This window comes from Carnobacterium sp. AT7, from assembly GCF_000171855.1.
Classification (GTDB): domain Bacteria; phylum Bacillota; class Bacilli; order Lactobacillales; family Carnobacteriaceae; genus Carnobacterium_B; species Carnobacterium_B jeotgali.
This window is the reverse complement of sequence record NZ_ABHH01000040.1, coordinates 1-13225: the sequence shown is the minus strand read 5'-3', so window position 1 is coordinate 13225 and position 13225 is coordinate 1. Positions and strand designations below refer to the sequence as shown.

Annotated in this window: 13 protein-coding genes and 1 tRNA gene; 11 read left to right on the top strand and 3 right to left on the bottom strand. The window is 35.2% G+C overall.

The annotated features are described in order from the left end of the window. Positions 1-196 (top strand): co-chaperone GroES (locus CAT7_RS10935; RefSeq protein WP_007725572.1); only part of this gene is annotated, 196 nt, incomplete at its 5' end. A 50-nt stretch (positions 197-246) separates the two neighbouring features. Then, complete coding sequence (gene groL, locus CAT7_RS10930; protein ID WP_007725571.1) at positions 247-1872, top strand: chaperonin GroEL; 1626 nt, start codon at positions 247-249, stop codon at positions 1870-1872. A gap of 92 nt (positions 1873-1964) precedes the next feature. Here the strand turns inward: groL and CAT7_RS10925 are convergent, their stop codons facing one another. Then, a complete protein-coding gene (locus tag CAT7_RS10925) occupies positions 1965-2285 on the bottom strand; it encodes a hypothetical protein (RefSeq protein WP_231549455.1) in 321 nt (106 codons plus the stop codon). 390 nt (positions 2286-2675) lie between these two features. Between CAT7_RS10925 and CAT7_RS10920 the strand changes: the two genes are divergently transcribed. From CAT7_RS10920 to CAT7_RS10905, 4 genes are all read left to right on the top strand, one after another. Further along, positions 2676-4511: a DUF342 domain-containing protein gene (locus CAT7_RS10920; RefSeq protein WP_007725567.1), complete on the top strand. Its 1836-nt coding sequence runs from the start codon at positions 2676-2678 to the stop codon at positions 4509-4511. A gap of 460 nt (positions 4512-4971) precedes the next feature. Then, positions 4972-5541 carry a DUF6241 domain-containing protein gene (locus CAT7_RS10915; protein ID WP_007725565.1) on the top strand — a complete coding sequence of 190 codons (570 nt, stop codon included), beginning with the start codon at positions 4972-4974 and terminating at the stop codon, positions 5539-5541. Between the two features lie 72 nt (positions 5542-5613). After that, positions 5614-6039 (top strand): DUF6241 domain-containing protein, encoded by a 426-nt coding sequence (locus CAT7_RS10910; RefSeq protein ID WP_007725564.1) that lies wholly within the window; start codon positions 5614-5616, stop codon positions 6037-6039. Between the two features lie 196 nt (positions 6040-6235). Beyond that, positions 6236-6319: transfer RNA gene (locus tag CAT7_RS10905), tRNA-Leu, on the top strand. 423 nt (positions 6320-6742) lie between these two features. Here the strand turns inward: CAT7_RS10905 and CAT7_RS10895 are convergent. After that, positions 6743-7666, bottom strand: coding sequence for an AEC family transporter (locus CAT7_RS10895; protein ID WP_007725562.1), 924 nt, complete (start codon positions 7664-7666; stop codon positions 6743-6745). 205 nt (positions 7667-7871) lie between these two features. Here CAT7_RS10895 and CAT7_RS10890 point away from each other — a divergent pair, with 205 nt between their 5' ends. The 3 genes from CAT7_RS10890 (at position 7872) to gloA (ending at position 9264) form a co-directional block, all read left to right on the top strand. Continuing rightward, a complete protein-coding gene (locus CAT7_RS10890) occupies positions 7872-8408 on the top strand; it encodes a GNAT family N-acetyltransferase (RefSeq protein ID WP_007725561.1) in 537 nt (178 codons plus the stop codon). A gap of 19 nt (positions 8409-8427) precedes the next feature. Then, positions 8428-8808 carry an SMU1112c/YaeR family gloxylase I-like metalloprotein gene (gene gloA2, locus CAT7_RS10885; RefSeq protein ID WP_007725560.1) on the top strand — a complete coding sequence of 127 codons (381 nt, stop codon included), beginning with the start codon at positions 8428-8430 and terminating at the stop codon, positions 8806-8808. Positions 8809-8883: 75 nt separating this feature from the next. Beyond that, on the top strand, positions 8884-9264 hold the full coding sequence (gloA, locus tag CAT7_RS10880; protein ID WP_007725559.1) for a lactoylglutathione lyase: 381 nt from the start codon (positions 8884-8886) through the stop codon (positions 9262-9264). A gap of 88 nt (positions 9265-9352) precedes the next feature. Here gloA and CAT7_RS10875 read toward each other — a convergent pair whose 3' ends face one another. Beyond that, positions 9353-9778 (bottom strand): hypothetical protein, encoded by a 426-nt coding sequence (locus CAT7_RS10875; RefSeq protein WP_007725558.1) that lies wholly within the window; start codon positions 9776-9778, stop codon positions 9353-9355. A 689-nt stretch (positions 9779-10467) separates the two neighbouring features. Here CAT7_RS10875 and CAT7_RS10870 point away from each other — a divergent pair. Together CAT7_RS10870 and CAT7_RS10865 are read left to right on the top strand one after the other, a co-directional pair. After that, entirely contained in the window at positions 10468-11745 is a 1278-nt protein-coding gene (locus CAT7_RS10870) for an alkaline phosphatase family protein (protein ID WP_007725557.1), read from the top strand. 18 nt (positions 11746-11763) lie between these two features. Then, positions 11764-13035, top strand: coding sequence for an MFS transporter (locus tag CAT7_RS10865; RefSeq protein ID WP_007725556.1), 1272 nt, complete (start codon positions 11764-11766; stop codon positions 13033-13035). Positions 13036-13225: the final 190 nt, after the last annotated feature.

Here is a 13225-nt window from a genome sequence, read left to right as displayed (position 1 = left end):
TCAAGAAAAACCTCAAACTGGTTCAGTAATCGCTGTTGGGGAAGGTCGTGTTTTGGAAAACGGCTCAACAGTAGCATTGTCAGTACATGTAGGCGATACTGTGTTATTTGAAAAATATGCTGGAACAGAAGTGAAATACGGCGGTAAAGAATATTTAGTGGTAAAAGAACACGATATCGTTGCAGTCATAGATTAAATATAACGAGTAAAAACTTGAACAAACTAAATTAATGAGGTGAAGGAAAAATGGCAAAAGATATTAAATTTTCTGAAGACGCACGTGCATCAATGTTGCGTGGTGTAGATATTTTGGCAGATATTGTTAAAGTAACATTAGGACCCAAAGGAAGAAACGTTGTTTTAGAAAAATCTTACGGCTCACCATTAATTACAAATGATGGCGTTACGATTGCTAAAGAAATTGAACTAGAAGATCATTTTGAAAATATGGGAGCACAATTGGTTTCAGAAGTAGCTTCTAAAACCAATGATATTGCTGGAGATGGTACAACAACAGCGACTGTTTTAACACAAGCTATCGTTCGCGAAGGCTTGAAAAACGTAACAGCTGGAGCTAACCCTGTTGGAATCCGTCGCGGTATCGAAATGGCGACAAAAGTTGCTGTAGATGAGTTGCTTGCTATTTCTAAACAAGTTGATTCAAAAGAAGCAATTGCTCAAATTGCATCTATTTCTTCAGGAAGCAATGAAACAGGAGAATTAGTTGCAGAAGCAATGGAACGCGTTGGAACAGATGGCGTTATTACAATTGAAGAGTCTAAAGGAATCGAAACAGAATTAACAGTAGTTGAAGGAATGCAATTTGATCGTGGGTACCTTTCTCAATATATGGTAACCGATAATGATAAAATGGAAGCTAACTTAGAAAATCCATATATCTTGATTACAGATAAAAAAATCTCAAATATTCAAGAAATCCTTCCATTATTAGAACAAATTCTGCAACAAGGACGTCCATTGTTGATTATTGCTGATGATGTTGATGGGGAAGCTCTTCCTACATTAGTCTTAAACAAATTGCGTGGAACATTCAATGTTGTAGCTGTTAAAGCTCCAGGATTTGGCGATCGTCGTAAATCGATGCTTGAAGATATTGCTATCTTAACTGGCGGAACAGTTATTACTGAAGATCTTGGTCTAGAATTGAAAGATACAGCTATCGATCAATTGGGACATGCAAGCAAAGTCGTTGTAACAAAAGATGCGACTACTATTGTTGAAGGTGCTGGTTCTGCTGAATCTATTTCACACCGTGTAGCTTTATTAAAAGCTCAAGCAGCTGAAACAACTTCTGAATTTGACAAAGAAAAATTACAAGAACGTTTAGCTAAACTTTCTGGTGGAGTTGCCGTTATTAAAGTTGGAGCTGCAACTGAAACAGAATTAAAAGAACGTAAATTGCGTATTGAAGATGCTTTGAATGCAGCTCGTGCAGCTGTTGAAGAAGGAATTGTTTCCGGTGGTGGAACAGCCTTAATCAACGTTCAACGCAAAGTTTCAGAAATTGAAGCAACAGGCGACGAAGCAACAGGGGTTAAAATTGTTATTCGTGCTCTTGAAGAACCGGTTCGCCAAATCGTGACGAATGCTGGTCTTGAAGGTTCAGTAATCGTTGAAAAACTAAAAGGCGTTGACTTAGGCGTAGGGTACAATGCAGCTACGGATGAATGGGTAAATATGATTGATGCTGGTATCATTGATCCAACTAAAGTAACACGCTCAGCTTTACAAAATGCAGCAAGTGTTGCAGCCTTATTGTTAACGACTGAAGCTGTTGTTGCTCACCAACCAAAACCTGATGCTCCAATGGGCGGAATGGGAATGGATCCTGGAATGGGCGGCATGATGTAAGCTCACCATTTTAAAACGAATAAATAATACAAAAAGAGTTCAGACAAGTGTCTGAACTCTTTTTGTATGGAACTCGTTATTCCAATGAGTGTTTATTCAAATTCTAAATCATTCATCATTTCATCTAAGTTTTCTAAAGCTTCATTTTTTTCGAAAAACTCTATCCAAGCTTGATAGGGATCAGCAGACTTAGTATTGATCGTGATTTTAAATTTATCATAGATACTTCTAACAATGTCTATCCACATTCTATTAACAGCCCGTTCTAATTTTGCTTCATTCCATCTTTTTGCAGGTGGTCTTCTAGCGTTCCTTCTCATTTGGTCTTCCATAGCTTTTTCAAAAAAGATGTCTTTACTTCCTAAATTTGCGTCTAAATATTCTTCGAATTCTTTAAAATTCAATTTTATCACCTTTCTAATACTCGTTTTTTAAACCTTCATATTTAGTTCTACTCATCTAACTCATTAGAGAAGTTACTATCACTATCGTCGCCTACAGCTAAATTAAACTTCTTCAATCCTTTGCAAATTTCTCAACAAGGATAGTAGGTGTCTTTAATCATACCATAAAGCATAAAGCAATAGAAAGCTAACAGGAATTTAAAAAAACTAATTAATAAAATAAGCTACAAAAAAGCTATCGTGTTCCATGTTTTTTCAAAGAAAGAGTCATAAAGTAGAAATTCTGTGTGGAAAAAATTAAGAAATTGGATAAGGTATATAGAGAAGCCTAAAATTGGTATATTTCGAATGGGAAATAGGATATACTGAGAAAGATACTGAGAATGGAGGCGTTTACTTATGGAGGGCGAAATAGTTAAGGGAAAAGTAGAGAAATTGATTGATTACCAAGGCTTTGCTAGCTACAAAAAGCAATTATTAAAGGGGAAGATTTGGATAACTAACGGGGTAGTATACGTGAAAGATGATCCGGGAGTTTTCCCTACATTGCAAATTGATAGTGCTTTTTTGAATGAAATAATAGTGACAAAGAACGGGAAAATCATGACGGAGGATATGTTGGCTATTTCTGAAAAAGATGATATTTCTATTGAGGTCATAAATGGAAAGGTATTGCCAAGATGCATTGTGACAACAAATGAACAGCAATTAAAAGCTTATATTGAGGTTGAGCCTGGATATGAGATAACGAGAAAAATAAAGAATGCTCTTTTAGCAAGAAAAGTAACGTTAACAGTGGAAGAAAAAAAAACAATTACTGAAAAAGTCAGTATAGAGGAAATTCGTCAAGCTTTAAGAGAAGCCAATGTCTTTTATGGGATTAGAGAAGAAGTGATTATCATGGCATCTCAAGCTGAAGAACCAATCATATATGAAGTAGCAACAGGTATACCTCCACAAGATGGGAAAGATGGTTTTTTAGAAATGAAAGTCGATTTGAACATTAAAAACTTATTGTTGGAAGATGAAAGAGGCAACATTGATTTTCGAGAGAGTAGTGAGATACCGATTGTGGAAACAGGTGAACTATTAGGAATTATTCATCCTCCACAACAAGGAAACACGGGTATCAGTGTTACCAATCAACCAATTAAACCCAAATCCTTGAAGTCCATTACTTTTTATTCGGAAAATGGAACAAAGTTGCATGGAAACCGTATCGTTGCGACTAGGAGTGGAAGACCACGTATCTACCAGAAGGATCATATTGTAAAAGCAGCTATCATTCCTAAATTTATCCAAAAAGGAAATGTTAATCTCACTACAGGAAATATTCACTTTTTTGGAGATGTAGAAATAAAAGGAGAAGTAGAGGAGAATATGGTTATAGATGCCGGAAGTAATGTAATTGTTCATTCATCTATAAGGAACTCTACTGTGACAGCACTGAACTCGATTACTAGTGGTGGAAACAGTGAAAATTCTATTCTTTCTGTTGGTGAAAAGAATACCGTTATCGTTCAACTTGATTCTTACCTAAGGACGATTACCGAACAGTTAGAAGAGATGTACGAAATTTTAGAGCAAACTGCTAAGTCCGCATCATATAAGAATAGTGAATCGAAACAAAGTCTAAAATCTATTTTTAAATTTTTACTTCAGCACAGTTTTGTTAAATTTACTGATGTTGCGAAAAACTACATAGAACTTGTTTATCAAGAAAAAGATTTCTTAAAAAAAGAATGGCAAATTACAGCAGAACAATTAAGAAACTTATTATTTGAAGTTTCTCAATTGGATATCACTTTAACTCAAATTAAATTGTTGATATCGTTGATGCATACTATCCAAGAGATGAATCTGTTAGATTTTGAAGAAAGTAAATTTATTTATATTGCAAGTGTGTCAAATAGCACTTTGTTATGTAATGGAAATATCCATGTTTATGGTAAGGGCTGCTTAAATACTACTATAGAAGCTCAAGGTAAAGTAGTAATTGGTGGTTATTTACGTGGAGGAAATATTACATCAAAAGAAGGTATTAAAGCCAATATTGTTGGATCAACTGGAGGAGTGAAGACGGTTCTTTCTGTACCAGCAGGTAGTACCATTCAAATTAAAAAGGCATACGGTGGAACAACAATACATATCGGATATAAACAACTAAATTTAATGGATATACAGGAAAACATTACTGCATTTTTAGATGTAAAGGGCAATTTGGTATTGAAATAAAGCAAAATGAATCGGCTGGAATAAAAAAAATTCCAGCCTTTAATTTTTTTAACAAGACTTTCAAAAAGCCAGGTTTATATCAAAAATGACCATGAATTAAATAATAAACAAAATCAGCTAGTGGAAGAATGCCAAGACGTTTCGGTTCTTCTTCAAAGAGTGTGACTGCTTCTAAAAATTCCTCCAGAATAGTAATTACTGACTAAATTAAATTCGTCTATCCACACTAAAAAGTATAGAGCCGACATTTCTTGACGTTTAATTTTAGACGTTAGGCAGTGTCTTTTTTTTGTACAATAGTTTTCGTAGTATTTATTGCGAAATCACTTATGATCGAATAGGTACACACATTTTTGTTTTTATTATTACAAAACGAAGGTCCATGAACAAGGGTTGCTAATTTCATATTTTTCAATTAACATGATAATAAGTAAGTGAATTGGTATAGGAGGACATTAATTTGAAGAAATTTTTTATAGGATTAGTTTTAACATTGTTTATACTTAGTTTGCTGCCGTTGGTAATTTACATAACGTATCAAAATACGGAAGAAGTCGATGTAACCGAATCTATGCAAGAAGAAGTTGAAGAATCGAAAGCAATCAAAGAATCGAAATTTCAAGAAAGTGTCATAGAGGAATATCCCGAAATCAATATGGGAACACTTCCGTCAGATATGGAATCATCTTCCGTCGAATTTATAGGAACGTGGGAAAATGATTCCGTGGGTATCGAACAATTAATTCACAAAATGACGCACCAAAAAGTATACGCAGAATACAAGTTTGAAGTGTACGAACTGAGCGAAGAACACATCGATTCACTACTATCAGCACTAAAAGAATCTAATTCAAATGAAGAAGTAGAATATTATAAGGAAGTCCTAAACAAGTGGAAAGACGGGGACTTTTCTAATGCGGTCGAAGTACACAATAAAGTGTGGTTAGAAGAAGGCGGTACAATTGGAAAAGCAGAACGGTTATTGACACCGGAAGAAGAACAAGATTTCGTAGAAAGAAATTTCAGATAATTATATGAGGTGAGAACAAAATTGAAAAAAATTATTTTAGGGTTACTCGGGGTATTAGTATTAGGGGGGATTATGACCGTAGTTTTTATATCTTTTGATAAGGCAAACGAAAAGTCGAAAGACGCCGAAATAGCAGAAAAAATCGAATCTGCGGAAGTAGTCGAATCACTACCTTATGTGTATTCCGATGAAGGATTCGAACGTAGAGTACACGAAATGACCCATCAAAAGGTATACGCAGAATCTAAGTGGGGCGCATTTGAAATGAAAGAAGAAAACATCGATATGCTACTTAAGGTATTAGACGAAACAGAAATGGAAAACGAAGAATCCTATCGTGAGATATTGACCACGTGGAAAAAAGGGGATTTTTCGAATTCAGTAGAAGTGCATAATCGTATATGGTCTTCGAACGAGGGTGATATCGGAGAAGCGGAACGTTTAGCCACACCCGAAGAAGAACGGATATATGTCGAAGAAAACTTTCGAATGGACTAATTTACGATAATAGAATATATGAGATTTAAGTCGGATTAATTTTCGGCTTATTTTATATTGCCTTTTTTTTGTTTCGTTTGTTGCTATTGCAAAAAAGATCACGTATTTGTATAATAACTAATGTGGTAATTATCGAAATCAAGCGTAAACTAACGTTAGAATTATCGAGGATACCGTATTAGTAAGGTTTTTAAACGCGGTCGTGGCGGAATGGTAGACGCGCCAGCTTGAGGGGCTGGTCAGGATTATCCTGGTGGAAGTTCGACTCTTCTCGGCCGCATTGATATATCAAGGTTTTCGATTTGCTAAATTTATTGACTCTCGAAATAGAATGAATAAAACATTAAATAGATTGAGTTGTGGTAAGTATGGAAAAAAAAAATGGATTTTAGCCCTTATTGTATGGATAGTACTTGTATTTTTACTAAATTACTTTTATAGTGAATACCTTTCTTCACACCATAAAATGGCATTTTTTGTTTCTTTTTTTAAAACATCAGGTGGATTATTTATCACTTATAAACTTTTTCTTGATGATTACATGAAAGAAATTTTTTCAAAAAATGAAAAATGATAGAGTTATCATCCTACTTGCTAATTCAAAGAACCCACCTATACAAAATAGATGGGTTCTTTTTATCTGCTCTGTTCTTTAGTTAATTAATATGATAGGAAGCTTCTTATTTGTCTTCGCCTTTAAAAATTAATTCATTAAAAAGACAAAATCAGCAAACCGTAACATTAAAGGCATACTAATAATGGACAGCAAAGTTGATAAAACAACTAAACGCGCACCATATTCATAATCTCCGCCATAAAGTTGTGAAAATAAAGCTGTATTTACGGCGATTGGAGCAGCCGTTGCAATGGCTAAGACGAAAAAGACTAAGTAATTATCTAAAGGCAATAACCATAATAGTGAGATACTAATAATAGGAGACAGGATTAAAGCTAAAAAAGTCGTCCAGTAAGCTCGTGGATGATTAAAGAGATTTAGTAATTTAGATTCTGCTACATAGCTGCCTAATAAAATCATGGCTAAAGGGGTATTTAAATCTGCAATAGTAAAAAGAGAATCACTTAAAAGTGTTGGCAACTGTATTTGCAGTAAGTAAAAAATTAATCCAGTAAGAGCGCCTAAAGTTGCAGGGTTTAGCAATGCTCGTTTTGGAGTAATCAATGACTTATCACCTGAAATGATGTAAATGCCATAAGTCCGCTGTAAGATATTCGTCACAGCACTATAGGCAGATACAAAAAAAACACCTTCATAACCAAGTACTGCTAGAACTAACGGAATTCCAATAAATCCTGCATTTGTAAAAGTTGTGGCGTAACGATCTGTTCGAGAGGCATTCCGTAAGAAAAAATAATTCACTAGGATACGTACGGCCATTAATAAAATCGTAATTCCAACCGTTGCTAAAAACCATTTGAATTGACTCGAATGATACGCTCGTTGAAAGGACATAAATAACAGCACAGGGGTAATAAAGTTTGCTAACATTTTAGCAATTTGCTTGGTGCCAGAACTATTTAGCACATTTCCTTTTATAAGAATGTAGCCAAAAAGGATAAGAATAAACATACTGCCCAATTGTTGTAAAATAATACTGCTAACAGTCACTTTGTCCCTCCTTATAAAAAATAGACTAATTGAAGTATACCGTAAATTAATCTAGTACGGCAAAATTGTTTTTATATCGCCGCCAGTATGCTAGTGACAAATGGGCTATTTAGTGCTAATTTAGAGGTGATAAGAAAAATATAGTTGATAACAGGATAGAATAAAATGGTGTTTATTGGAGAATTTGACTAGAGGAGAAAAAGGTATGAAACAGGTTGAAGTAAAAGAGAATTCAAGTTTTGAAGACGTTCGTATTGAGTTGGCTACAATAGAAGACATTGATAGTATCGTGGCTATTTGTATTGAAGGGTATGCTTATGCAGCAACTGCTGTAAAGGATAAGCAAAAAGTACAGGAGAAAGTTGAAGAATATTACAATCCTGAAAGAATTCTAAAAGAAATTAAAGAAGTATCGGCTAAATGGAGTGGCTGGATTGTTGCTCGATTAGACGGAAAAGTTATCGGTGTAATTGGCGGAGGAATTGTTGATTCTAAGGTAGGTAAAATATTTGTTTTATATGTTGATGCAGATTATATAAAACAAGGAATTGGAAGACGATTGGTAGATCACTTAACACAAATGCAACAACTATTAGGAAACAATACTCAGTTGGTCAGTTTCTTTAAATCAAATGAAGAGAGCCTTTTATTCTATAAAGCTCTTGGATTTAACTACCTTCAGGACATAGTCGATACTGAAAATCCAGATTTTACAAGTATTGAAATGATTCGTGACATTTAAAAAATTGGAGGAATGTTCTATGAATATTAAAAAAATTCATCATGTGGCCATCATTGCGTCTGATTACCAAAAATCTAAACAGTTCTACACTGAAATCTTAGGTTTAGAAATCATACGTGAAAATTACCGAGCAGAACGCGATTCCTATAAGTTGGATTTAAAACTGGGAGAAAGTGAAATTGAATTGTTTTCTTTTCCTAATCCGTCAAAACGGCCTACACAACCGGAAGCAGTAGGATTGAGACATTTGTGTTTTTATGTTGATGATTTTGACGAAGCCATCGAGTGGTTGAACAAAAGAGGAATTGAAACAGAGCCGGTCCGAATTGATGAGTACACAAATGGGAAATTCACTTTTTTCAAAGATCCAGATGGTTTGCCATTGGAACTACACGAATAATATTTTTTGAACTCTAGGTGGAATTGCATTAAGATAAAGAGGTAGTAAATAATGGAATGAGAGGATGATTGAAAGATGACAAAAAAAATGTTGCATACTTGTGTTCGTGTAAAAGATTTAGAAAAATCAATGGAATTTTATACAAATGTATTAGGATTTAAAGAAGCTCGTCGTTTAGATTTTCCAGAACTTAAATTTACATTAGTATATTTAGTGTTGGATGGCGATGATTATGAATTAGAATTAACCTATAACTATGATCAAGAAGAAGCGTACACTCTTGGAAATGGATATGGGCACATTGCAATTGGTGTAGATGACTTAGGCGCGACTCAAAAAGAGTATAAAGCTAGTGGATATGAAGTTACAGATCTAAAAAGTCTTCCAGATAATGCAGCTAATTTCTTCTTTATTACCGATCCAGATGGATATAAAATCGAAGTCATTCAGAACTAAGACAAAAAAGGTGGCTTTACTAGTCTGAAAAAAGGCTAAATGAAAAAAACGGTTTTTAGGCATAAATGAATGTCTAAAAACCGTTTTTTTATTTAGATTCTTTTAACCCAAAGCGCTCAATTAGGTTGTCTAAATTTTGTTTGTGCCATGGAGAATCAGCAACTTCCTTAGGGACTCTGTATTTTTTTATGCGATCATCGGTATCAGTAGCATCGTTGTATTGAATCATTAAAGCATAATAGGTTGATTGGTTTTTGAAATAAATCGATTTAACTTCTATCAGAGGAACTTGGGCGTAGTCGCCTTCAATAAGAGTCATAGAGTCTTGAACAAGCGGCAAAATAACAAATTCTCTTTCAGCAAAATTTAGGTAGATTTTTTCAGTTTTGTTTTTACCAAATAATGTAGCGTACCATTTTCGATTCCATGTTTTTCTTTCAACCAAAATGGTCGTACCAGTTTTTGCTTCTAGTCCATGACGATCCAAATAATTCACAATAACTTCTTCTTTCATAAAAAGGCCTCCTTAAATTAAAGTCTTGCCTAGTAATAAGAAAAACTTTTCCTTTGAATCAATCCCATTATAGAACAGCTAAGTGTATAGTACCAATGATAAGCATGGAAAATAGAAATAAGTTTTATTAACAGTTGCATAAAAAAAATAGGTAAATATGAAAAAACTCTTGTATTTAATGAAATACCATGGTAAAGTATACCCATGCGATGAGTTGACCTCCAATCAGGTGACTTCGGTCATTTCGCTGCGGCGACAAGTGATTGGAACTTTAGACAAGGCACAACCGTACTTCTGTACAACTGCAAGATGCAGGTGTTTGGACCCCTCTGTTTTGTGGAATTCATGGGACCTATTTATGAAAATGAATATTGTCGGAAAAGCACTGATTTTATCAGTGCTTTTTTTTTACGAAAAATATAGACTCTACACTTTTAAGTGTGGATAGATGAATTTAGTTCATGCTTAACATTCTGGAGGAATAGGATTGCTTGTAGCCCTGTAGAAAAATGAAAGGGTAGCACTGTGGGCACTCATGCCCGATTCTATCATGTTTGTAAGCAGCCACACTATTTGACGAAGAGCCAAAATAGAAAAATCAATGAAAATTCTTTACATAAAAATGACAAAACTAGCTTTCTCAGCGAAAAAACTTGTGGGATAATAGAGCGGTAAAGAGGAGGATTAAAATGAAGAAACAGCGTTTATACATGATTTCTTTAGATGCTTTTGGAGCAAAAGATTTAGCCTATGCCCGCACCTTGCCAACATTTAAATATTTGTTGGAGCGCAGTGCTTTAGTAGAAAAAGTAGAAACAGTTTATCCATCTTTAACTTATATGGCCCATACATCTATTGTAACGGGGGTATACCCTAAGACACACGGGATTACGAACAATACCTATGTGCAACCTAAAAGAAAATCACCTGACTGGCACTGGTATGCAAAAGATATCAAAGTTCCTAGCCTATTTGATATTGCCCACGAAGCTGGATACACGATCGCTTCTTTTCTATGGCCAGTTACCGGTCGAAGTAAAGCTATAAACTATAACCTTACGGAGATTTTTGCCAATCGTCCTTGGCAATCGCAAGTCTTAATTTCATTATGGTCATCTTCACCAAAATTTGTATTCAATCTGGAACGGAAATTTGGTGAAATGCGAAACGGAATCAAACAGCCTGAGTTAGATCATTTCTTAACTGCTGGAATCGTAGACACAATCCATACTAAAAATCCTGATTTAATGGCAATCCATTTAGTCGACTTGGACAGTACGAGACATGAGTTCGGTGTAGATACAAAAGAAGCAAGGGCAGCCATTAAACGGATGGATGATCACTTAAATCAAATTATTACTGCTATGAAAGAAAAAGGGATCTTTGAAGAAACTGTATTGGCGCTATTTGGAGATCATTATCAATTAGACACTCATACAGTCGTAAGGTTGAATCAACTATTTAAAACACAAGGCTGGTTAAAAGAAAGTAAAGCTGGAATGATTCAAGAATGGGATGTCTTGGCTAAAGGAGCAGACGGGTCATGTTACATTTATACAAAACCTGGCGTAAACTTGGCTGATGTCCGTAATAGTTTAGAGCAGCATTCTGAACAAATAGAGGCTATTTATACTCAAGAAGAAGCTGCTGATTTAGGAGCAGATGCCACTTGTAGTTTTTTAGTAGAAGCTAAGAAAGGCTACTATTTTGTCAGTGATAGTGATGGTCCATTTTTAGAAGAAATTAGTCGAGCTGAGACAACAGCATTCCATAAAGGGACACATGGATACAGTCCTAAAAAAGAAAATTATGAAACAACACTGTTCATTTCAGGCCCAGGAATCAACTCAAATGCTCGCATACCCTCAGCACGATTGGTTGATGAAGGCCCGACCTTTTTACATGCAATGGGACTGGAATTTCCTCAGGCAATAGATGGAAAAGTTCTAGCTACTTTATTTAATTAAGCACGAGGAGGGAAAGTAATGGACAGTCAAAAAGCACGCTTTAAGTATACATTACCTGAGAAAAGTTGGATTCTGCAAGATTGGGCTAACTCAGCTTATGCGATCATGGTAACTACAGCAGTTTTCCCCTTGTTTTTCAAAGCCGTTTCTGAAGGTTCAGGCGTTAGTGCGGCAAATTCGACAGCGTATCTTGGGTATGCAAATTCAATAGGAACATTAGTTGTTTCGTTACTAGCCCCTATTTTAGGAGCAATTGCTGATTATAAAGGGTATCGTAACTCCATGTTTACTTTGGCAACTGGTCTGGGTATTATTGCCACCATTAGCTTTGCTTTCATTCCAGATGAAAATTGGTTAGTGTTATTGACTCTTTATGCCATTTCTTCGATTGGTTATGGTGCAGCAAATATTTTTTACGATGCTTCATTGGTCGATACTACAACCTTGAACCGAATGAATCGTGTATCCAGTGCAGGCTATGGTTGGGGGTATATTGGCAGTTCGATCCCTTTTGTTATTTTTATTTTCTTTCAATTAACAGGTATTCTACCAGTATCGCAAAGTGCACTTATCAAAGGCGGTTTTGTAGCAACTGCGTTATGGTGGTTTGTTTTTACCATTCCATACTGGAAAAATGTTGAACAAAAGACGTATATTGAAAAACAGCCCCATGTCGTTAGAAATAGTTTTTTGAGGTTATGGGAAACACTTAAAAACATTCGTCAGTACCGCAATGTCTTTTTGTTTTTGGCTGCGTATTTCTTTTACATAGATGGTGTAGGAACCATTTTCCAAATGGCGACAGCAATTGGTTCAGATATTGGACTCGCAGCGAATGATTTAATCGTTGTGATGATGGTGAGCCAATTTGTGGCGTTTCCTTTCTCTATTTTGTATGGAATCTTAGCTGGCCGATTTAGCAATAAAAAAATGATTTATGTTGGAATCATTACGTATACTTTTATTTGTATATATGCTCTGACCTTAGATTCCTTGTTTACATTCATTATACTTGCCGTTCTTGTTGGAACAGCTCAAGGCGGAATCCAAGCACTCAGCCGTTCGTTATTTGGCCAGTTGATTCCTAAGAAACATGCAAATGAATTCTTTGGTTTTTACAACATTTTCGGCAAATTTGCAGCTATTATTGGACCTGTTTTAGTAGCGGTTATTTCTCAAAGGACTGGGAACTCCTTAAACGGGGTATTTGCACTAATCATTCTTTTTGTTATTGGCGGTGCGATCCTTTATTTTGTTGAAGAACCAACTCGTGAAACGAAACTGAATTAGATTATAAAGGGGTATAGACAGCTCGCAGCTGTTTGTCTCCCTTTTTTTAGTATTGCACTTCTATTGTGATTAAAGTATGATGAGAAAATATAAAGAAGTGCGTAAAAGCGGAAAGCAGGAGTAAATGTGAATAGTATAGACATGCATTGTGATGTTCTTTATAAAATGCAAAATAGTAAAGGGACTTTAG

Excerpts from the sequence above, each read along its gene's own strand:
- groL (WP_007725571.1), top strand. The coding sequence starts at position 247 with ATGGCAAAAGATATTAAATTTTCTGAAGACGCACGTGCATCAATGTTG.
- CAT7_RS10920 (WP_007725567.1), top strand. The coding sequence starts at position 2,676 with ATGGAGGGCGAAATAGTTAAGGGAAAAGTAGAGAAATTGATTGATTAC.
- CAT7_RS10910 (WP_007725564.1), top strand. The coding sequence starts at position 5,614 with ATGACCGTAGTTTTTATATCTTTTGATAAGGCAAACGAAAAGTCGAAA.
- CAT7_RS10890 (WP_007725561.1), top strand. The coding sequence starts at position 7,872 with ATGAAACAGGTTGAAGTAAAAGAGAATTCAAGTTTTGAAGACGTTCGT.
- gloA2 (WP_007725560.1), top strand. The coding sequence starts at position 8,428 with ATGAATATTAAAAAAATTCATCATGTGGCCATCATTGCGTCTGATTAC.
- gloA (WP_007725559.1), top strand. The coding sequence starts at position 8,884 with ATGACAAAAAAAATGTTGCATACTTGTGTTCGTGTAAAAGATTTAGAA.
- CAT7_RS10875 (WP_007725558.1), bottom strand. The coding sequence starts at position 9,778 with ATGAAAGAAGAAGTTATTGTGAATTATTTGGATCGTCATGGACTAGAA.
- CAT7_RS10870 (WP_007725557.1), top strand. The coding sequence starts at position 10,468 with ATGAAGAAACAGCGTTTATACATGATTTCTTTAGATGCTTTTGGAGCA.
- CAT7_RS10865 (WP_007725556.1), top strand. The coding sequence starts at position 11,764 with ATGGACAGTCAAAAAGCACGCTTTAAGTATACATTACCTGAGAAAAGT.